The sequence below is a fragment of the Kitasatospora sp. MAA4 genome (assembly GCF_029893355.1).
In the GTDB taxonomy this organism is placed as follows: domain Bacteria; phylum Actinomycetota; class Actinomycetes; order Streptomycetales; family Streptomycetaceae; genus Kitasatospora.
This window is the reverse complement of record NZ_JARZAI010000004.1, coordinates 206,141-225,639: the sequence shown is the minus strand read 5'-3', so window position 1 is coordinate 225,639 and position 19,499 is coordinate 206,141. Positions and strand designations below refer to the sequence as shown.

17 protein-coding genes and 1 riboswitch are annotated in these 19,499 nt (G+C 73.1%); of the genes, 13 read left to right on the top strand and 4 right to left on the bottom strand.

Annotated features, from left to right (window positions below):
• The first annotated feature begins 51 nt into the window (after positions 1–51).
• From P3T37_RS07665 to P3T37_RS07655, 3 genes are all read left to right on the top strand, one after another.
• Positions 52–3,012 carry a BTAD domain-containing putative transcriptional regulator gene (locus P3T37_RS07665; protein WP_280722687.1) on the top strand — a complete coding sequence of 987 codons (2,961 nt, stop codon included), beginning with the start codon at positions 52–54 and terminating at the stop codon, positions 3,010–3,012.
• Between the two features lie 351 nt (positions 3,013–3,363).
• Positions 3,364–3,870 (top strand): flavin reductase family protein, encoded by a 507-nt coding sequence (locus tag P3T37_RS07660; protein ID WP_280722686.1) that lies wholly within the window; start codon positions 3,364–3,366, stop codon positions 3,868–3,870.
• 24 nt (positions 3,871–3,894) lie between these two features.
• Complete coding sequence (locus tag P3T37_RS07655; RefSeq protein ID WP_280722685.1) at positions 3,895–4,752, top strand: MBL fold metallo-hydrolase; 858 nt, start codon at positions 3,895–3,897, stop codon at positions 4,750–4,752.
• Between the two features lie 76 nt (positions 4,753–4,828).
• Here the strand turns inward: P3T37_RS07655 and P3T37_RS07650 are convergent, their stop codons facing one another.
• Positions 4,829–5,014 carry a hypothetical protein gene (locus P3T37_RS07650; RefSeq protein ID WP_280722684.1) on the bottom strand — a complete coding sequence of 62 codons (186 nt, stop codon included), beginning with the start codon at positions 5,012–5,014 and terminating at the stop codon, positions 4,829–4,831.
• 196 nt (positions 5,015–5,210) lie between these two features.
• Here P3T37_RS07650 and P3T37_RS07645 point away from each other — a divergent pair, with 196 nt between their 5' ends.
• Entirely contained in the window at positions 5,211–5,636 is a 426-nt protein-coding gene (locus P3T37_RS07645; protein WP_280722683.1) for a DUF6299 family protein, read from the top strand.
• 121 nt (positions 5,637–5,757) lie between these two features.
• Here the strand turns inward: P3T37_RS07645 and P3T37_RS07640 are convergent, their stop codons facing one another.
• A complete protein-coding gene (locus P3T37_RS07640) occupies positions 5,758–6,429 on the bottom strand; it encodes a lysophospholipid acyltransferase family protein (protein WP_280722682.1) in 672 nt (223 codons plus the stop codon).
• Between the two features lie 116 nt (positions 6,430–6,545).
• On the opposite strand from P3T37_RS07640, the gene lepB reads away from it, so the two are divergent.
• Positions 6,546–7,397: a signal peptidase I gene (lepB, locus tag P3T37_RS07635; protein ID WP_280722681.1), complete on the top strand. Its 852-nt coding sequence runs from the start codon at positions 6,546–6,548 to the stop codon at positions 7,395–7,397.
• 42 nt (positions 7,398–7,439) lie between these two features.
• On the opposite strand, the gene P3T37_RS07630 is transcribed toward lepB, so the two are convergent.
• Entirely contained in the window at positions 7,440–7,889 is a 450-nt protein-coding gene (locus tag P3T37_RS07630) for a MarR family transcriptional regulator (protein ID WP_280722680.1), read from the bottom strand.
• Between the two features lie 129 nt (positions 7,890–8,018).
• Between P3T37_RS07630 and P3T37_RS07625 the strand changes: the two genes are divergently transcribed.
• Positions 8,019–8,858, top strand: a complete 840-nt coding sequence (locus tag P3T37_RS07625; RefSeq protein ID WP_280722679.1) for an SDR family NAD(P)-dependent oxidoreductase — start codon at positions 8,019–8,021, stop codon at positions 8,856–8,858.
• Between the two features lie 23 nt (positions 8,859–8,881).
• Here the strand turns inward: P3T37_RS07625 and P3T37_RS07620 are convergent, their stop codons facing one another.
• Positions 8,882–9,673 (bottom strand): maleylpyruvate isomerase family mycothiol-dependent enzyme, encoded by a 792-nt coding sequence (locus P3T37_RS07620; RefSeq protein ID WP_280722678.1) that lies wholly within the window; start codon positions 9,671–9,673, stop codon positions 8,882–8,884.
• Positions 9,674–9,849: 176 nt separating this feature from the next.
• Between P3T37_RS07620 and P3T37_RS07615 the strand changes: the two genes are divergently transcribed.
• From P3T37_RS07615 to P3T37_RS07585, 7 genes are all read left to right on the top strand, one after another.
• The gene (locus tag P3T37_RS07615) at positions 9,850–10,404 is read left to right on the top strand and encodes a GNAT family protein (RefSeq protein WP_280722677.1); all 555 of its coding nucleotides are present in this window, start codon (positions 9,850–9,852) and stop codon (positions 10,402–10,404) included.
• A 112-nt stretch (positions 10,405–10,516) separates the two neighbouring features.
• A riboswitch (M-box (ykoK) riboswitch) is annotated at positions 10,517–10,706 on the top strand.
• A 303-nt stretch (positions 10,707–11,009) separates the two neighbouring features.
• On the top strand, positions 11,010–12,656 hold the full coding sequence (locus P3T37_RS07610) for a divalent metal cation transporter (protein WP_280722676.1): 1,647 nt from the start codon (positions 11,010–11,012) through the stop codon (positions 12,654–12,656).
• A gap of 82 nt (positions 12,657–12,738) precedes the next feature.
• Positions 12,739–13,506 carry an alpha/beta fold hydrolase gene (locus tag P3T37_RS07605; protein ID WP_280722675.1) on the top strand — a complete coding sequence of 256 codons (768 nt, stop codon included), beginning with the start codon at positions 12,739–12,741 and terminating at the stop codon, positions 13,504–13,506.
• 125 nt (positions 13,507–13,631) lie between these two features.
• Complete coding sequence (gene mutA, locus P3T37_RS07600) at positions 13,632–15,518, top strand: methylmalonyl-CoA mutase small subunit (protein WP_280722674.1); 1,887 nt, start codon at positions 13,632–13,634, stop codon at positions 15,516–15,518.
• The gene (gene scpA / locus P3T37_RS07595; RefSeq protein WP_280722673.1) at positions 15,515–17,719 is read left to right on the top strand and encodes a methylmalonyl-CoA mutase; all 2,205 of its coding nucleotides are present in this window, start codon (positions 15,515–15,517) and stop codon (positions 17,717–17,719) included. The genes mutA and scpA overlap by 4 nt, the downstream gene beginning before the upstream one ends.
• A gap of 4 nt (positions 17,720–17,723) precedes the next feature.
• Positions 17,724–18,716, top strand: a complete 993-nt coding sequence (meaB, locus tag P3T37_RS07590) for a methylmalonyl Co-A mutase-associated GTPase MeaB (RefSeq protein WP_280722672.1) — start codon at positions 17,724–17,726, stop codon at positions 18,714–18,716.
• An 83-nt stretch (positions 18,717–18,799) separates the two neighbouring features.
• The gene (locus P3T37_RS07585; protein ID WP_280722671.1) at positions 18,800–19,456 is read left to right on the top strand and encodes an NAD(P)H-binding protein; all 657 of its coding nucleotides are present in this window, start codon (positions 18,800–18,802) and stop codon (positions 19,454–19,456) included.
• Positions 19,457–19,499 lie beyond the last annotated feature (43 nt).

The window sequence follows — 19,499 nt, the reverse complement described above, 5'->3', positions numbered from 1 at the left end:
CGGGACGCGGTGCGGGCGGGTCACCAGCGAAGAGGTGAACAGGGGAGAGCCGTGGAGATCAGGATCCTGGGACCGCTGGAGGTCTGGCACCGGGATCGGCGCGTGCCGCTGGCCGGGCCCCACGAGGAACGCCTGCTCGCCTCGCTGGCCCTGCACGCCAACCGGACGGTCCCGCTGCCCCACCTGGTCGAGGCGCTCTGGGACGGCCGCCCGCCCGAGACGGCCACCAGCCAGGTGCGCGGCATCGCGCAGGCACTCGGCCGCAGGCTGACCGAGCCGGGCGGCCCGGGCCCGGCGCCCCGGATCCTCACGCTCGGCCCGGGCTACCGCCTGGTGGCCGACGAGCAGGTGGTCGACGCGCTGGCCTTCACGGCGCGGGTCGAGGAGGCCTTCCTGGCGGTCGAGCGCAGCGACGTGCAGAGCGCGGTGCGCCTGCTGCGGTCGGCGCTGGCAATGTGGCGCGGGTCGCTGCCGGCGGACGTCGGGCAGCCGGCCAACCTGCTGGAGCGGCCGTCGGGAACGGCGGCACTGGAGGCCGGACGCCTGCACGCGCTGGAGCAGTGGCTCGGGCTGGAACGGCAGTTGGGGCGGGACCGCGAGGTGATCGACGAACTGCGGGCGCAGGTCGTCCAGGATCCGCTGCACGACCTCTTCGTCGAGAACCTGGTCCGCGCGCTGCACCACGGCGGTCGCCGCGGCGACGCGCTGGACGTCTACCGGCGGTTCACCGAACGCCTCGCGGCCGACCTGGGGATCGCCCCGAGCCCGCGGATGCGGGAGCTGCACGCCGTGCTGCTGGGTGGCGCCGCCGCGCCTGCCGCCGCCGCGCCTGCCGCCGCCGCGCCTGCCGCCGCCGCGCCTGCCGCCGCCGCGCCTGCCGCCGCTGCGGCAGCGGCCGCGTCGCCCGAGCCGTCCCCCAACCGGCCTGTCCCAGGTCAACTCCCGCCCGATGTCGCCCGGTTCGCCGGACGCGGGGAGCTGCTGCAGGAGCTGCTCGGCCGGGTGGTGCGCGGCGCGGCGGAGGGCAGACTCACCGTCTCGCTGATCACCGGGCGCGGCGGCGTCGGCAAGACCACCCTCGCGATCCACCTCGGGCACCTGCTGCGCGGGCTCTTCCCCGACGGGCAGCTGCACGCCAACCTGGCCGGGGCGAGCGAGCATCCGGCCGAGCCGGGGGCGGTGCTGGCCGGATTCCTGGGCGCGCTGGGCGTGGCCGACACCTCGATTCCCGAGGACACCGCCGAGCGCGCCACGCTCTTCCGGTCGGCGGCGGCCGGTCTACGGCTGCTCGTGGTGCTGGACAACGCGCGGGATGCCGCCCAGCTCGCACCCCTGCTGCCCGCCGGACCGGGCTGCGCCGTGCTGGTCACCGCCCGCAGTGCGCTGCACCTGCCCGAGGGCGAGTGCGTTCCCCTGGAGGTGCTCGATCCGGCCGAGGCGCTGGAGCTGCTGGCGGGGCTGGCCGGCGCCGACCGGGTCGCCGCCGATCCGTCGGCGTCCGCCCAACTCGTGCGCGCCTGCGGACTGTTGCCGCTCGCCGTCCGGGCCGCCGGAGCGCGCCTGGCGGTCCGGCCGGCCTGGACCGTCGCGCACCTGGCGCAGCGGCTGCTGGACGAGAAGCGCCGGCTGGCCGAGCTGGCGGCCGCCGACCCGGCGGTCGCGGCCGTCTTCGAGCTCAGCTACGGCCAGTTGGACGCCCAGCGGGCCCGGGCGTTCCGGCTGCTCGCGCTGCACGACATGCCGGACATCTCGCTGGCCGCGGCGGCCGCGCTGCTGGACATCGACGAGGCGCGGGCCGAGGAGCTGCTGGAGGGCCTGGTCGACCTGAGCCTGCTGGACACCCGGGCGCCCGGCCGCTACGGATACCACGACCTGTGGCGGCTGTTTGCCCGCGGCTGCGCGGAGCGCGAGGACCCCGCGCGCGAACGGACCGCGGCACTCTGCCGGTTGGTCGACTTCCAGTTGGCGTCGCTGAAGAACGCCAACCGGCTCACCGACCCGGCCGCCGGCCTGCACCGGACCCTGGCCAGGACGCACGCGCAGGGCCTGAACTGGCCGGACGCCGCGGCGGCCCGGGTCTGGGTGGAGGTCGAGCGGGTCGGGCTGTTCAGCGTGCTGCGGATGCTGGCGGCGCTCCCGGACGTGCCGCTGCGGCCCGCCGCCGACCTGTACTTCCTCGCCGTCCGCTACAGCCCCGACGCCGACGTCCACTACCCGGCCCTGCCGGAGGCGGTCGGCCGCGCGCTGTCTGCCGCCGCCGACAGCGCCGGTGACGACTGGGCCCGGGGCCGGATCAGGTCCGCGCTCGGCAACGTCCTGCTGGACCGCTTCAAGTTCGACGAGGCCGAGCAACTGCTGCGCAGCGCCGTCGAACTGAGCACCGCGCACCGCGACCACTACACCACGGCGATCACCCGCACAGTGCTGGGCATGCGGTTGAGCTGGGCGGGTCAGCACGCGGAGGCCGCCCGCTGCCACCAACTCGGCCTGGAGATCAACGCGGAGTACCTCCAGGACCCCGTGCTGGAGGTGGTGATGCTGGTCGGTCTGGCCCGCGGCTGCCTGCAACAGCAGCGCTCGGCGGAGTCGCTGGAGTCCGCGACGCGCGCGCGGGACCTCGCCGTACGGTTGCAGACACCGCGCTGGCAGATGTGGGCGACCTACGTCAGAGGCGTGGCACTCAACCAACTGGGCCGATACAGCGAGGCATTGACGGAACATCAGGATGCCTTGGAGCTGGCCAGGTCGCGGGGCTACGTGCGCTGGGAGGGAGCGAGTCTGGCGCGGCTCGCCGAGGACCACCTCGGGATCGGCGACGCGGCCCGTGCGGTCTCCTGCGCGGAGGAGGCGCAGCGCCGCTGCCGGGAGACGGCCGACAACCTCAGTCTGGCCGTGGCGACCCGTGCCCTGGGGGAGGCGCTGGCCGAGCTCGGCGAGCGCGACCGGGCCGAGCTCTGCCGCGGCGAGGCCCGCCGGATCTTCACCCGCCTGGGCATGCCGGCGGAGCTGTGACCCGCTCGCCGGCCCGGGCGGCCGTCACCTGATGTGCATTGACACGGGCCGCCCGCCGCTATCAGGATGAACGCATGCTTACGACGCACCCCGCCGTGGTGTGCCGCTTCGTGGACCTCCGGCGCACCAGCAGCTGTCTCTGTCGCTGACCAGCGCCCGCCGGCCCGCCGCGCTCTGAAGTTCCGAGCGCCGCCCGCCGCAGCCCCGGTTCCCACTGGCGAGTCCGACCGTCCGCACCGCCGGGCCGTTTCCCGCCTTCCGACGCCGCCGAGCCGCGCCGCTTTTCTCCGCGTGCCCTGATCTGCGTCCAGCCCTTCCGTCCCCGCTCGCCCTGTTGGAAGGAAGCCGTCCGTGACGACCCTCCAGGACCTCCCGCCCCTCGCCCCGTCGGCCGACCTGCTGCGCCGCACGCTGCGCCGCCACGCCGCCGGCGTCACCGTGATCACGGTCCCCGGCCCGGCCGGCTTCACCGCGACCTCGTTCACCTCGGTCAGCCTCCAGCCGGCCCTGGTCTCCTTCTACGTGTCGGCCACCGCCTCGGCCGCCCCGGCGGTCCGGGCCGCCGACCTCTTCGCCGTGCACCTGCTGCACCGCCGGCAGGAGCAGCTGGCGGCCCGCTTCGCGCGCAGCGGCATCGACCGCTTCGAGGGCACCGCCTGGACGCCCGACGAGCACGGCCTGCCCATCCTGCACGGCGCGGCGGCCTGGCTGACGGCCCGTCCGGTGCTGATCCAGGAGATCGGCGACCACCTGCTGGTGGTCGGCGAGGTGGCCGACGCCGGTGCGGGGGAGGGCGGCGCGCCGCTGGTGCACCACGACGGCGCCTTCGGCGGCTTCGACCCCGAAGCGGGACTCTGAAGCAAGCTGCTAGGGTCCCCGCGCATGGACTCACGCACGCAGCCGCTCGGCGTCGACTGGATCCACGGTTCGCCGTCGGCCAAGCACAACACCGACCCCGACATCCAGGTGCACGCCTACGACGGGGACACCTACATCCTGCGGCAGAACATGGCGGTCGACTACGAGGCGCCGTTCCTCTTCCTGCTCTTCGGTGAGGACCGCGCGCTGCTGCTGGACACCGGGGCGACCGCGTCCGCCGCGTTCTTCCCGCTGCGCCGGGTCGTCGACGAGCTGATCGAAGCCCGGCTGCGCGCCGATCCCGCCTCCGCGCGGCGCGGTTGCCCGCTGCTCGTGCTGCACACCCACGCGCACGGGGACCACGTCGCGGGCGACGCGCAGTTCGCCGACCGTCCGGACACCACCGTGGTCGGCGCCGATCTGCCCACCGCCTGGGCATACTTCGGGTTCGACGCGGACGCCGAGCGGATCGCCGAGGTCGACCTCGGCGGCCGGGTGGTGCAGTGCCTGGCCACCCCGGGCCACCACGCGGCGGCCGTCACCTTTTACGACCGCTCCACCGGACTCCTGTTCACCGGCGACACGGTCTACCCGGGCCGGCTCTACGTGGAGGACTGGCCGGCCTTCGGGCGCACCGTCGACCGCCTGATCGCCTTCGCGGCCGCGCACCCGGTCAGCCATGTCCTGGGCTGCCACATCGAGATGACCCGCGAGCCGGGGGTGGACTACCCGATACTCACCAGCTACCAGCCGGACGAACCGCCGCTGGAGATGACGGTCGGCCAGCTGCACGACCTGCGCCGGGCGATCGAGGAGGTCGGGGACCGGACCGGGCGCCACGCGTTCGCCGACTTCGTCATCTGCCGCGAGGAGAACGGCTGACAGCGCCGCCCCCGTGCGACGGGCGGCCGGACCGTCGGTTCGGTCCGGCCGCCCGGCTGCCTTAGACCGGTCGGTCTTACGCGCCGGTGTTGTTCCAGCCGACCGTCGTCTCCGGCGGGCGGGTGTACGCGCTGCTCTGCTGCGCCGCAGTCGCGCTGCCCGCGAGGGCCGCGACGACGCCGGTGGCCAGCGCCGCGGCGATACCCGCGGCGATGCCCGCAGCCCGCAGGCGGGAGATCGGGGTGGTGTTCCGGTGCGTCATGGGAATGGCTCCTAGTTCCTTGCCGGTGTGCGCTGTTCCGCACGGCGCCAGCTTACGATCATGAAAATCGGGGCACGGCCCCGGTGCTGCCCACACGCCCTGGCGGCCGACTCGCCACCGGACGGGTGAGGATGCCGGACGCGTCGCCCGGGGCACGGTAGTTGTATCCCGCGTACAGCGTCCATCGGAGGTAATCATGCGGGGTCGTCTTGCAGTTGTCGGGGTCATCGGTGCCCTGGCCGTCTCGGTCGCCGGACCGGCGTTCGGCGCGACGGACGGCGCCAACGCCGTGACCGTCGCGCCCACCGGGGTGATCGCCGCCGACGGGACGGTCACCCTGTCCGGCACGTACCACTGTTCACCGTCCGCGGCGCACGGCACCGTTGTCGACACCTCCCTCTCCACCGGCTCGGTCACCAGCAACATCGGCAACGGCGTGCCGGCCGTCTGCGACGGCCTCGAACACCCCTGGACCACCAGCGGCCGGCCCTACCAGCCGGTGGCGGCCGGCCCGGCCCAGGTGCGGGCGACCATGGTCCACCTGGCCCCCGGCTCCTCGCTCATCCCGAACATCACTTTCCTTGCGGATCAGCCGCAGACGGTCGTGCTGACCAACGGCTGACCTGCGGTCCGCGCCGCCGACGCCGCCGACGGGGGGCGGCTGCGTCGGCGGCACGGCCGCTCACCGCTATGAACGGGTCGACCCGGTGGATCGGTCACACCGGATCGCGAAATTTCTCCGATCAGCCTTCCCCGTGTTCCGCCCGCGTCCGCTCGCCCAGGCGCTGGACCGCGACCTCCCACGCGGCGCTGACCGCCCGGTGGGCCTGCGCGGTGGCGTCCGCCGCCTCGCCGGTCGGGTGGACCGGCGCGCCGACGTGCACGTGGAACCCGGGACGGCGCAGCGGCGCGGTGAGGAACCCCGCGAGCTGCTTGCCCGCGCTGCCGGAGCTCAACCGCCGGGCACCGGCCTGGCCCAGCGGCACCACGGGCGCACCGGTCTCCCGCGCGAGCCGGGACAGCCCGCTGCGGAACGCCCCGGGAGCCGCCTCGCCGGCATCTCGGCGCCGGGGGAGCCCGCCCTCGCCGTAGATCAGGACGAGCCGTCCGGCGGCGAGCGCGGTCGCGGCGCCGTCCAGCGCGCCGGCCGCCCGCTCGGTGCCGCGGTGGACGGCGATGTGGCCCTCGCGCTCCAGCGCACCGCCGAGCACCGGGATCCGCCACAGGCCGGCGGTGGCCATGATGACGGGCTGCACGCCGAGCCGGTGCAGGGCCGCGACCACGATCGCCGGGTCCAGCAGCGAGGTGTGGTTGGCGGCGATGATGCTGCCGGGGGTCAACTCGGCGTCGGGGTCAGTGCTGATCGTCAGTCCGCCGAGGGCGGGTACGAGCATCGTGGCGATCCGGGAGATCATGTGCGTACCTTGTTCCTTCGGGCTTCGGAGACTTGATAGGTCGTAGTCTCCGCACGGTTGGGAACTCCCGTTCGTTGGGGGTGGTGGTTCGGTCGGTGTCGAGAGGGAGAAACGCGATGGAGAGCCCGGCAGAGGGTGCGGCACGGGAGCGGACGGAACCCGAGGGGGACCCGGTCGCCGAACCGGAGGCCGGGCCGGCGCCGCGGCGCTCGCTCTGGAAGGAGATCCCGGTCCTGGTCGTGATCGCGCTGGTGCTGGCGCTGCTGATCAAGACCTTCCTCGTGCAGGCGTTCTCCATCCCCTCGGACTCCATGCAGAACACATTGCAGCAGGGTGACCGCGTCCTGGTCGACAAGCTGACGCCCTGGTTCGGGAGCACGCCGGAGCGCGGCGAGGTGGTGGTCTTCCACGACCCGGGCGGCTGGCTGACCGCGGCGGACACCCCGCCCACTACCAGCAACCCGCTGCTGCGCGATCTGCAGTCGGCGCTGAGCACGGTCGGGCTGATGCCGTCCGCCAACGAGAAGGACCTGATCAAGCGGGTCATCGCGGTCGGTGGCGACACCGTGCAGTGCGACGCGGGCGCGCCGGTCAAGGTGAACGGCGTCGCGCTGAACGAGCCCTACCTCTACCCCGGGGCGACTCCCTGCGACGACGATACGGTCGGCACGGTGACGGTGCCCAAGGGCAAGCTCTGGGTGATGGGCGACCACCGCAACGACTCCTGGGACTCCCGCCACCAGCGGCTGATGGGCAACGGCGGCGGCTTCGTCCCGGTGAGCGACGTGGTCGGGCGGGCGTTCGTGGTGGCGTGGCCGCTGGACCGCTGGTCGGTGCTGTCGGTGCCGTCGACCTTCGGTCAGAAGGGGCTCTCCGCCAGTGCGGCGCTCCCGGCCGCCCCCGGCGCGCTGGGCGGGCTGGCCGGCGCGGTGCCGCTGACCCTCTGGTACCGGCGCCGCCGCCGCTGATCCTCTTCCGCTACTACCAGCCCCGCAGCGCCCGCCCGCCCGTCAGGCGGGCTGCTGCGGGCCGGCGACCAGTTCGAGCAGTTCGCGCAGCGTCTCGCGCTGCTCGGTCGCGAGCGCGGCGAGCGGGTCGGTGGCGAACGGCATCGCCGCCCGCAGCTCGGCGATCGCGCTCTGCCCGGCATCGGTGGCCGCGACCAGCTTGACCCGGCGGTCGCCCGGCGCCGCCCGGCGCTCGACCAGGCCGCGGTCCTCCAGGCGGTCGACCACCGCGGTGATGTTCGAGGGCTCGGCGTGCAGCTTGTCCGCGACGGCGCGCATCGGCACCGGCTCCGCCGCCGCCAGCAGGGCCTTGGCCTGGAGCGGGGTCAGGTCCTGTGCGGCGGCCGCGGCCTCGGACTCCCCGGCGTAGCGGCGGTTGATCGCCACGAAGAGGCCGACCACGCGGGCCGAGAGGTCGTCCGGGGGAGTGGACATGTCTGAGGGAGAGGACATGGGGACACTCTACCGAGGTGCTTGACAATGGCAAACATTCCATCCCATAGTTGTCGAGCCAGGTAGTTATCCTCCATAACTACCTGGTCCGATAACCATCTCTGCGCCATCTCCCCGAAAGGCCTCGCCATGTCCTCCAAGGTCGTCCTGATCACCGGTACCTCGTCCGGCATCGGTCTCGCCGCCGCCGTGGCCGCGGCCCGCGCGGGCTTCACCACCGTCGCCACCCTGCGCGACCCGCGGCGCGCCGACGCGCTGCGCAAGGCGGCCGAGCAGGCCGGCGTGGAGCTCGACATCCGCCCGCTGGACGTCACCGACGCCGCCTCGGTCGCCGACTGCGTCGCCGGGATCCTCGCCGACCACGGCCGGCTCGACGCGGTGGTCAACAACGCCGGCGCAGGACACGTCGGGACGCTGGAGAACGAGAGCGTGGACAAGGTCCGCGAGGTGATGGAGGTCAACTTCTTCGGCGTCGTCCAGGTCGCCAAGGCCGCGCTGCCGCACCTGCGGGCCACCGGCGGGCGGCTGGTGACGGTCACCAGCGTCGGCGGGGTGATCGGGCAGCCGTTCAACGAGGCCTACTGCGCGGCCAAGTTCGCGGTCGAGGGCTTCATGGAGAGCCTGGCGCCGGTGGCGGCCTCGACCGGCGTGAGTGTCAGCGTGGTGGAACCGGGCGCGGTGGCCAGTGAGTTCGTGGCCAACGTCGGCGTGGACCGCGAGACGGCGGTGGCCGGCGCCGGAGCGTACGCGCCGGCGCTGGGGGCGTACCTGGAGCGGACCCAGGCGATGTTCGCCTCGGCGGCCCAGACGTCGGCCGAGGCCGCCGAGACCATCATCGAGGCCCTGACCGCCGAGCGGCCGGCCTTCCGACTGCAGACCTCGCCGGCGGCCCGCGGCTTCGTCGCCGCCAAGCTCGCCGACCTGGACGGCACCGCCGTCCAGGCCCTCACCAGCGCCTGGATCGCCTGAAACAGGCTGAGATACCCGCCGGCTCAGAACTCCGAGTTGGCGAACCAGCGGGCCAGCAGCTCCTGGTCGCCGGAGCTCTGCAGCGAGCCCGCGGTGCGCTCCAGGCGGCCGTACGCGAGCAGCAGCAGCTCCGCCGCGGTGCCCTGGACGGTGGCGTCGGCGGTGGCGACCGCCGCCGGGTCCGCGACCAGGCCGAAGCTGTCGGCCTGCAGCCGCACCACCCAGTCGCCCGCGCCGTCGGTGCAGCGGAACCGGATGGTCTCGTCCGCGCCGCGCAGGTTCGCCACCTTCGGGGCGAAGCGCACCGCGTGCGGCAGGTTGGTCAGGAACTCGTCCACGCCGTCGACCGCGAGCGCGCGGTCGATGCCCGGGCGCATGCCCAGCGCGGTCTCCGCGTCGGTGCGGTGCACCAGGGTCTCGAACAGCATCCGGCGCACCCAGAACCTGGCGTGCTGATCCACGCCCCACGCCCACATCGGCGCGTCCAGGTCGAGGCCGGCGAAGGTCTGCTCGGCCTCGGCGGCGCTCTCGATCAGCCAGTCGGGGTAGCCGGCGGCGTCGGCGGGCAGGCGCAGCTCAACGTCGCGGCTGGTCGGCGGCGTCTGGACGCGCTGGCGCAGCAGGACGGTGAACCAGCGGTGCACGCTGCCGGTGTGCCGGACCAGGTCGGTGAGCGTCCAGCCGGGGCAGCTGGGGACCACGGTGGTGAGGTCGGCGCCCTTCAGCAGATCGGCGAACCGGTCGGTCTCCTCCGCGATGGCCAGGCGGTGGTCGATGCGCTCGGCCGGGCGCTCTGCCTGCGGCGATGCGTTCATGGTGGCGGTGCCTTCCTGGGGTGCAGGCCGGGCTGCAGGTGCGCGCCAGGCTTCGTCCCGCAGCCTGCCACACACCGGTGACAGCCTCTCGCACCGGCCGAGCGCCGCTCTCGCGCCGCTCTCGCGCCGATGGAAATCGTTGGACAGCGCCCAGCGGCTCCAGGAGCATCCGGAGGGTGACTGAACCGATCAAGCACCGGATCCCCTCGGCGGCCGGCCGTGCGTCGGTACGCCTCGTCCAGCTCTCGCCCGCCGTGCTGGCCGCGCTGCTGGACGGCGACCTCGCGGGCGCCAGCGCCCGGGCCGGCGTCGCACTCACCGACTTCTTCCTGGCCGAAGAGGCGCTCTGGCTCTGGCGGCTGCGGCTCGACCAGATCGCTGCCGACCCCGGCAGTGCGCGCTGGGTCGCGCGGGCGGCGGTGGCCGAGCCGGAGGGCGAGGTGGTCGGGTACGCCGGCTTCCACGGGCCGCCGGACGCCGCGGGCATGGTGGAGGTCGGCTACTCCGTCGCCCCCGACCGGCGCCGCCGCGGACATGCCCGTGCGATCCTGGCCGAGCTGCTGCGCTGGGCGGGCGCCGAGTCCGGGGTGCGGACCGTGCGAGCGTCGATCAGACCCGACAACACCGCGTCGCTGGCCACGATTTCGGGCTTCGGCTTCGTCGAGGTCGGTGAGCAGTGGGACGAGGTGGACGGCCGCGAGCTGCTCTTCGAGTGCCCCGAACCGCACTGACCGACCCAGGTGCGCCGAACAGGTCCTCAACTGATGATGCGCCAGCAGGTCAAGGTTCTGTAAATATGGCAAGCGTGCCGCTCCGAAGGGTCTAAGCTTGTGGAGGTTTAGAAAGGCACCTCGTTCGGTGAGGCGTCTTCACGGACACAGGCCACTGATCCCACCCGTCGAGAGACGCTCCGGATCAGGACAGATCTTCCCGACCTAAGGGTTGATCCCAAGTGGCTTCCCACTCGATCGCATTGGCGCGGCGAGGGGATCACGCCGTGGAGTGCCAAAGCTCTGACGAGTTGGGGTGTACCGGCCGTGATGGGTCGGTCCGCTCCTTGCCGTGTCGATTCGGCGCACAGCTGTGCGTCCCGGCCGGAAGGAGGCGAGAGACATGGATGCGAGTTGCAGTAGTCCGGGCCATAAACGGCCCCCCACCCGCCTGTCTTCGTTTTCCTTCGGCACGCGGTAACCACCTTCCCTGCGCACGCTTCTGACGCACCGTCAGCCCCACGCGGCCCTGCTGCCGCCGTGGCGCGACGGGCTGCGCGCCCGCAGGGGGGACGGCTGCCGCGTGCCCCCGACCGCCCCCTAGGTGGGGCGATGGGAGGCACATCATGACCGACACGATGACCACCGCGACGAACAGCACCATCACCAATGCCGCCGTCCTCGACGACGCCCACATCGGCGACATCAAGGGCGCGCTGGGCACCATCAAGCTCGGCGACCACGGCGAGCGCCGCGGGCTGTCCGCCAAGCTCAAGACCCTGCTCGCGATCGTCGGCCCCGGCCTGATCGTGATGGTCGGCGACAACGACGCCGGCGCGTTCTCCACCTACGGCAACGCCGGCCAGAACTACGGCACCAGCCTGCTGTGGACGCTGCTCCTGCTGATCCCGGTGCTGTACGTCAACCAGGAGATGGTTCTGCGCCTGGGCGCCGTCACCGGCGTCGGCCACGCCCGTCTGATCCTGGAGCGCTTCGGCAAGTTCTGGGGCGCCTTCAGCGTGATCGACCTGTTCCTGCTGAACGCGCTGACCCTGGTCACCGAGTTCATCGGGATCACGCTCGCGGCCGGCTACCTCGGCCTGCCCAAGGTCGCCTCGGTGATCCTGGCCGCCGCGATCATCATCGCCTCCGCCTTCACCGGCTCCTTCCAGCGCTTCGAGCGCGTCGCCATCGCGCTCTGCGCCGGCTCGCTGCTGCTGATCCCGATCTACTTCCTCGTGCACCCGAAGACCTCGCAGATGGCGCACGACTTCGTCGTCCCGAACATGCCCGGCGGCACCGGCCAGCTGGCCACCGTGATGCTGCTGATCATCAGCATCGTCGGCACCACAGTCGCCCCCTGGCAGCTCTTCTTCCAGCAGTCGTACGTCATCGACAAGCGCATCACCCCGCGCTTCATGAAGTACGAGAAGGTCGACCTCTGGATCGGCATCGCCATCGTCATCATCGGCGCCGCCGCCATGATGGGCTTCGCCGCCGCAGCGTTCGCGGGCACCGACCAGGTCGGCCAGTTCACGGACGCCGCCGGGGTCGCCAAGGGCCTGGAGCTGCACGCGGGGAAGCTGGTGGGCGTGCTGTTCGCGATCGCCCTGCTGGACGCCTCGATCATCGGAGCCTTCGCCGTCTCGCTCTCCACCGCCTACGCCATCGGCGACGTCTTCGGCATGAAGCACTCGCTGCACCGCGGGGTCGGCAACGCCAAGGGCTTCTACGCCGTCTACGCCGGCCTGGTCGCCGCGGCCGCCGCCATCGTGCTGATCCCCGGCTCCCCGCTGGGCCTGCTCACCCAGGGCGTCCAGGTCCTGGCCGGGGTGCTGCTGCCCTCCGCGTCGGTCTTCCTGCTGCTGCTCTGCAACGACAAGGACGTCCTGGGCCCCTGGGTCAACGGACCCAAGACCAACGCCTTCACCGCCGCCGTCGTCGGCGTGCTGGTCACCCTCTCCGTCATCCTGACCGCCTCGGTGCTCTTCCCGACCATCAGCTCCGGCGCGATCCTCGACATCATGGCCGGCTGCGGCGTCGCCGGAGTCCTGGCAGCAGGCTTCGCCTTCACCCGCCGCCGCACGGCGACGAAGGAGGATCCGATCGACCGCACGGGCCGCGACGAGTGGCGGATGCCGCCGCTGGAGACGCTCACCAGGCCGAAGGTCTCCACCGGCTACAAGATCGGCATGGGCGCCCTGCGCAGCTACCTGCTGGTCGCGATGATCCTGGTCGTCATCAAGCTCGTCCAGGTCGCCCTCAGCAGCTGACCCGACAGCCATCCGAGCCGCCGCTGCCGCACCCTGGACAATCTCCAGGTGCGGCAGCGGCGGCTCGCGTTAGGCTGCCCGAATGTCTCCTCAGTACCTCGACGCGCCCGCCACCCCCTGGGTCCGCTGCCCGGAGCCCAGGCCGCAGGCCCGGCTGCGTCTGATCTGCTTCCACCCCGCCGGCGGCGGCCCGACGATGTACCGGACCTGGCCGCAGAGCCTGCCCGCGGACGTCGAGCTGCTGGCGATCCAGCTGCCGGGGCGTGAGAGCCGGATCGCCGAGCCGCACCTGACGACCTACCAGGACGCCGTGGAGCAGGCCCACGCCGCGATCATGCCCTTCCTGGACCGGCCCTACGCACTGTTCGGCCACAGCATGGGCGCGATGATCTCCTACGGCGTCGCGCTGGCCGCCCAGCGCGAGGGGCGGCGCGCGCCCAGTCGGCTGCTCGTCAGCGGCTGTGCGGCGCCCGCCCACATCCGCCGGCGGCCCGAGCGCCTGGAGTGGGACGACGCCCGCCTGGTCCAGGAGCTGCGCGCGATGGGCGGCACCTCGCCCGAGGTGCTCGCGATACCCGAGCTGGTCGAGATGGTGCTGCCCACCCTGCGGGCCGACTACCGGATCTGCGCCACCTTCAGCCACCCGCAGGACGAGCAGCTCGACTGCCCGGTCGCGGTCTTCGGCGGGACCGAGGACACCATGTCGCAGGAGAGCCTGGCGCGCTGGGCCGACACCACTCGGGCGGACAGCTCGCTGCGGATGTTCCCCGGCGGGCACTTCTTCCTGACCAACGCCGCGGCTCCGGACGTGCTGGCGGGCATCCGCGAGGAGCTGGCCGAGGTCCGCTGAGCGCCGTCGCGCGCTGCGCCGTACGGGTGGCCCTTGCTGCACTCCACGCACCCCGGAGTGCAGAGAGGGAAAGGTCACACCGGTTTGATCTGCTGTCGACGGCCTGTCACCTCTAACCTTCCCTCATGACGGTCCCGCCCGAAGGGCTCCCCCTGGCCGCCGAGTTCCCGGATGCGACCCGTGAGCAATGGCAGCGGCTTGTCGAAGGCGTTCTGCACAAGTCAGGTCTGACGCAGAACGTCGAAGGTGCACTGGCCGAGGAGGCGCTCTCCACCGATGTCGAGGACGGACTGCGTGTCCGCCCGCTGTACACCGCCGAGGACTCGGCCGCCGATCCCGGCTACCCCGGCTTCCCGCCGTTCGTGCGCGGCGGCCGCCCGCAGGGCTCCGCGGTCGCCGGCTGGGACGTGCGCCAGCTGCACGGCGTGCCGGATCCCGAGCGCGCTGCCGAGGCGGTGCTCGCCGACCTGGAGAACGGCGTCAGCTCGCTCTGGCTGACCGTCGGCGAGGCCGGACTGCCGATCGCCGCGCTGCCGCAGGTGCTGCGCGGGGTCTACCTCGACCTGGCCCCCGTCGTGCTGGACGCCGGGCCCGAGTTCACCGCCGCGGCCGAGCAGTTGTTCGCCGTCTACGCAGAGCGCCAGGTGCCGGCCGAGGCCGCCGCCGGCAACCTCGGCGCCGACCCGCTGGGCCTGCTGGCCCGCACCGGCCGGGAGTCCGACACCGCCGCGCAGCTCGCCGACGCGGCCGCGCTGGCCGCCCGCTGCCACCGCGAGTTCCCCGCGGTGCGCGCGCTGACCGTGGACGCCCTCCCGTACCACGACGCCGGCGCCTCGACCGCCCAGGAGCTCGGCTGCTCGCTGGCCACCGGCGTCGCCTACCTGCGTGAACTGACCGCGGCCGGCCTGAACGTGGACGCGGCCGCCGGCCAGCTGGAGTTCCGCTACGCGGCCACCGCCGACCAGTTCCTCACCATCGCCAAGCTGCGCGCCGCCCGCCGGCTCTGGGCCCGGGTGGCCCAGGTCAGCGGCGTGGCACCGGGCGCCGCGGCGCAGCGCCAGCACGCGGTCACCTCCTCGGTGATGATGACCGAGCGCGACCCGTGGGTGAACATGCTGCGCACCACGGTCGCCTGCCTGGCGGCCGGCCTCGGCGGCGCGGACGCGGTCACCGTGCTCCCGTTCGACGCCGCCTTCGGACTCCCGGACGCCTTCGCCCGGCGGGTCGCCCGCAACACCCAGGCGATCCTGCTGGAGGAGTCGCACCTGGCCCGGGTGATCGACCCGGCCGGCGGTTCCTGGTACGTCGAGCAGCTCACCGACGAGCTCGCGCAGGCCGCCTGGGCCTGGTTCCAGGAGATCGAGCGGGCCGGCGGCCAGCAGGCCGCACTGGGCTCCGGCCTGGTCGGCGAGCGGATCGCCGCCACCTGGGCGCAGCGCTCGCAGGACCTCGCGCACCGGCGCGAGCCGATCACCGGCGTCAGCGAGTTCCCGAACCTGGCCGAGCTGCCCGTGGTCCGCGACCCGGCCCCGGCACCGCTCACCGGCGGCCTGCCGCGCGTGCGCCGCTCGCAGGCGTTCGAGGCGCTGCGCACCCGCTCGGACGCCCACCTGACCGAGGCGGGGGAGCGGCCGCGGCTCTTCCTGGCCGCGCTGGGCCCGGCCGCCGTGCACACCGGGCGGTCCTCCTTCGCCGCCAACCTCTTCCAGGCCGGCGGCATCGAGACCGTCCTCGGCCAGGCGGACGATGCGAAGGCGCTCGCCGAGGCCTTCGCGGCCAGCGGCGCGACCGTGGCCTGCCTGTGCTCCAGCGACAAGCTGTACGCCGAGCACGCCGAGGCCGCCGCCGCCGCGCTGAAGGCCGCCGGAGCCCGCCGGGTGCTGCTCGCCGGCCGACCCGGCGGCGAGCAGCGCGAGAATTACCAGCAGGCAGGGGTGGACGGGTTCGTCTTCGCGGGCTGCGACGCCGTCGCCGTCCTCACCTCGGTCCTCGACGAGATCGGAACGCTGTGATGATCCCCGACTTCACCGAGATCGGGCTCGACGGTACGGACGGCACCGCCACCGCCGAGCAGTGGCGGGCCGACTGGCAGCAGGCCACCGGCAAGGACGTCGACGAGCAGCTCTGGGAGACGCCCGAGGGCATCGCCGTCAAGCCGCTCTACACCGCCGAGGACCTGGTCGGCGTCGACTTCCTGGGGACCTACCCGGGCGTCGCGCCGTACCTGCGCGGCCCGTACCCGACGATGTACGTCAACCAGCCCTGGACGGTCCGCCAGTACGCCGGCTTCTCCACCGCCGAGGAGTCCAACGCCTTCTACCGCCGCAACCTGGCGGCCGGCCAGAAGGGCCTCTCGGTCGCCTTCGACCTGCCGACCCACCGCGGCTACGACAGCGACCACCCCCGGGTCACCGGCGACGTCGGCATGGCGGGCGTGGCGATCGACTCGATCTACGACATGCGCCAACTCTTCGACGGCATCCCGCTGGACAAGATGTCGGTGTCGATGACCATGAACGGCGCCGTGCTGCCGGTGCTGGCCCTCTACATCGTGGCGGCCGAGGAACAGGGGGTGCCGCCCGAGAAGTTGGCCGGGACCATCCAGAACGACATCCTCAAGGAGTTCATGGTCCGCAACACCTACATCTACCCGCCGCAGCCCTCGATGCGGATCATCTCCGACATCTTCGCGTACACCTCGCAGAAGATGCCGCGCTACAACTCGATCTCCATCTCCGGCTACCACATCCAGGAGGCCGGAGCCACCGCCGACCTGGAGCTCGCCTACACGCTGGCCGACGGCGTGGAGTACCTGCGCGCGGGCCTGGCGGCCGGAATGGACGTGGACGCCTTCGCGCCGCGGCTCTCGTTCTTCTGGGCGATCGGCATGAACTACTTCATGGAGATCGCCAAGTTGCGGGCGGCCCGGCTGCTCTGGGCCAAGCTGGTCAAGGAGTTCGAGCCGAAGAACGCCAAGTCGCTGTCGCTGCGCACCCATTCGCAGACCTCCGGCTGGTCGCTGACCGCTCAGGACGTCTTCAACAACGTCGCGCGTACCTGCGTGGAGGCGATGGCCGCAACCCAGGGCCACACCCAGTCGCTGCACACCAACGCGCTGGACGAGGCGCTCGCGCTGCCCACCGACTTCTCCGCCCGGATCGCCCGCAACACCCAGCTGCTGCTCCAGCAGGAGTCGGGCACCTGCCGGGTGATCGACCCCTGGGGTGGCAGCGCCTACGTCGAGAAGCTCACCCAGGACCTGGCCGCGCGCGCCTGGCAGCACATCCAGGAGGTCGAGGCGGCCGGCGGCATGGCCAAGGCCATCGACGCGGGCATCCCCAAGCTGCGCATCGAGGAGGCCGCGGCCCGCACCCAGGCCCGGATCGACTCCGGCCGCCAGCCGGTGATCGGCGTCAACAAGTACCGGGTCGCCACCGACGAGCAGATCGAGGTCCGCGCGGTCGACAACTCCTCGGTGCGCGCCCAGCAGGTCGAGAAGCTGCGCCGGCTGCGCGCCGAGCGCGACGAGGACGCCTGCCAGGCGGCGCTGCGTGCGCTGACCGCCTCCGCCGAGGCCGGCGCGCAGCCGGGCGGCACCCTGGAGGGCAACCTGCTGGCGCTGGCCGTGGACGCGGCCCGGGCCAAGGCGACGGTCGGTGAGATCTCCGACGCCCTGGAGAAGGTCTACGGGCGCCACTCCGGCCAGATCCGTACCATCTCCGGTGTGTACCGCGACGAAGCAGGAGCCTCCACCGCCGTGCAGAAGACCCGCGACCTGGTCGAGGCCTTCGAGGAGGCCGAGGGCCGCCGCCCGCGCATCCTGGTGGCCAAGATGGGCCAGGACGGCCACGACCGCGGCCAGAAGGTGATCGCCACCGCCTTCGCCGACCTCGGCTTCACCGTCGACGTGGGCGCGCTCTTCCAGACCCCGCACGAGGTGGCCATGCAGGCGGTGGAGGCCGACGTGCACATCGTCGGCGTCTCCTCGCTGGCGGCCGGCCACCTCACGCTGGTCCCGGCGCTGCGCGCCGAACTGGCCGCGGCCGGACGCGAGGACATCACCATCGTGGTCGGCGGGGTGATCCCCCCGCAGGACTTCGAGGCGCTCCACGAGGCCGGCGCCGCCGCCGTGTTCCCCCCGGGCACGGTCATCCCGGACGCCGCCTACGACCTGCTGAAGGCGCTCGCCGCGTCCCTCGGCCACGAGTTGTGAGCCGATGGCCAGGACGATCGACCTCGACAGCTACGTCAAGGGCGTGCTCGACGGCTCCCGTGCCCACATCGCGCGGGCGATCACGCTGGTGGAGTCCACCCGCGCCGATCACCGGGAGCTGGCCCAGCAGCTGCTGATCCAGCTGCTGCCGCACTCGGGCAGGGCCGTCCGGGTGGGCATCACCGGCGTCCCGGGGGTGGGCAAGTCCACCTTCATCGACGCGCTCGGCACCATGCTCACCGGCCGCGGCCACCGGGTCGCGGTGCTCGCCGTCGACCCGTCCTCCAGCCTCACCGGCGGCTCCATCCTGGGCGACAAGACCCGGATGGAGCGGCTGGCGGTGGATCCGGCCGCGTTCGTGCGGCCCTCGCCCACCTCCGGCACGCTCGGCGGGGTGGCCCGCGCCACCCGGGAGAGCATGGTGGTGATGGAGGCGGCCGGCTACGACGTGGTGCTCGTCGAGACGGTCGGCGTCGGGCAGTCCGAGACCACCGTCGCGGGCATGGTCGACTCCTTCCTGCTGCTCACCCTGGCCCGCACCGGCGACCAGTTGCAGGGCATCAAGAAGGGCGTCCTCGAACTCGCCGACCTGGTCGCCGTCAACAAGGCGGACGGCCCGCACGAGCCGGAGGCCCGCGCCGCCGCGCGCGAACTGGCCGGCGCCCTGCGGCTGATGCACGCCCTGGACGCCGCCTGGACACCCCCGGTGCTCACCTGCAGCGGCCGCGACGGCACCGACCTGGACGTCCTGTGGGAGCGCCTGGAGCAGCACCGCCAGATCCTCGAGGCGACCGGCGCACTCGCCGCCAAGCGCCGCGACCAGCAGGTCGACTGGACCTGGGCGATGGTCCACGACCAGCTGCTCTCCCAGCTGCGCGCCCACCCCGAGGTGCGCCGCATCGCGCCCGACCTGGAACAGCAGGTCCGCGAGGGCACCCTCACCGCGACCCTGGCCGCCGAGCGGATCCTGGCCGGCTTCCGGCTACCGCCCGTCTGAGGCCGCCTCGCGCCGGTGGTGCAGGAGCGCGTCGGGCGCGGTGATCCCGGGCGCGGGGCCGCCGCGGGGCTAGCGTGGGCGGCATGCGTATCGTCATCGCGGGTGGACACGGGCAGATCGGGCTGAAACTGGAACGGCTGCTGGCCGAGCGCGGGGACCGGCCGGTGGGGCTGATCCGGCGGGCCGAGCAGCAGGCGGCGCTGCGCGATGTCGGGGCCGAACCGGTGGTACTGGACCTGGAGTCGGCCGGCCCGGACGAGGTGGCTGCCGTCGTCTCCCGGGCGGACGCGGTGGTCTTCGCGGCCGGTGCGGGCGCGGGCAGCGGGGCCGGGCGCAAGGACAGCGTGGACCGGGCGGCCGCCGTGCTGCTCGCGGACGCCGCCGAACACGTGGGTGTGCGGCGCTACGTCCTGCTCTCCTCGATGGGCGCCGACGCCCAGGCCCCCGACGGCGCAGACCCGGTCTTCGGCGCCTACCTGCGCGCCAAGGGCGCGGCCGACGACGACATCCGGGCCCGCCGCTCGCTGGACTGGACGGTGCTGCGCCCGGGCGCGCTGACGGACGAGCCGGGCACCGGCCTGGTCCGGCTGGCCGACGCGACGGGCCGCGGGGCGATCCCGCGCGCGGACGTCGCCGCCGTGCTGGCCGCACTGCTGGCCGAGCCGGCCCCGGCGGTCGGCCGCACCCTCGAACTGGTCTCCGGGCAGGACGCCATCAGCCAGGCCCTGCACGGCAGTTGACGCGATGGCCGCCCCGGAGGAACCGGGGCGGCCTCTTCGCACT

Coding starts and splice junctions, on each gene's coding strand:
- P3T37_RS07645 (WP_280722683.1), top strand. CDS start 5,211: ATGCGGGGTCGTCTTGCAGTTGTCGGGGTCATCGGTGCCCTGGCCGTC.
- lepB (WP_280722681.1), top strand. CDS start 6,546: ATGGAGAGCCCGGCAGAGGGTGCGGCACGGGAGCGGACGGAACCCGAG.
- P3T37_RS07630 (WP_280722680.1), bottom strand. CDS start 7,889: ATGTCCTCTCCCTCAGACATGTCCACTCCCCCGGACGACCTCTCGGCC.
- P3T37_RS07585 (WP_280722671.1), top strand. CDS start 18,800: ATGCGTATCGTCATCGCGGGTGGACACGGGCAGATCGGGCTGAAACTG.
- P3T37_RS07640 (WP_280722682.1), bottom strand. CDS start 6,429: ATGATCTCCCGGATCGCCACGATGCTCGTACCCGCCCTCGGCGGACTG.
- P3T37_RS07620 (WP_280722678.1), bottom strand. CDS start 9,673: ATGAACGCATCGCCGCAGGCAGAGCGCCCGGCCGAGCGCATCGACCAC.
- P3T37_RS07625 (WP_280722679.1), top strand. CDS start 8,019: ATGTCCTCCAAGGTCGTCCTGATCACCGGTACCTCGTCCGGCATCGGT.
- mutA (WP_280722674.1), top strand. CDS start 13,632: ATGACGGTCCCGCCCGAAGGGCTCCCCCTGGCCGCCGAGTTCCCGGAT.
- meaB (WP_280722672.1), top strand. CDS start 17,724: ATGGCCAGGACGATCGACCTCGACAGCTACGTCAAGGGCGTGCTCGAC.
- P3T37_RS07650 (WP_280722684.1), bottom strand. CDS start 5,014: ATGACGCACCGGAACACCACCCCGATCTCCCGCCTGCGGGCTGCGGGC.
- P3T37_RS07605 (WP_280722675.1), top strand. CDS start 12,739: ATGTCTCCTCAGTACCTCGACGCGCCCGCCACCCCCTGGGTCCGCTGC.
- P3T37_RS07610 (WP_280722676.1), top strand. CDS start 11,010: ATGACCGACACGATGACCACCGCGACGAACAGCACCATCACCAATGCC.
- P3T37_RS07655 (WP_280722685.1), top strand. CDS start 3,895: ATGGACTCACGCACGCAGCCGCTCGGCGTCGACTGGATCCACGGTTCG.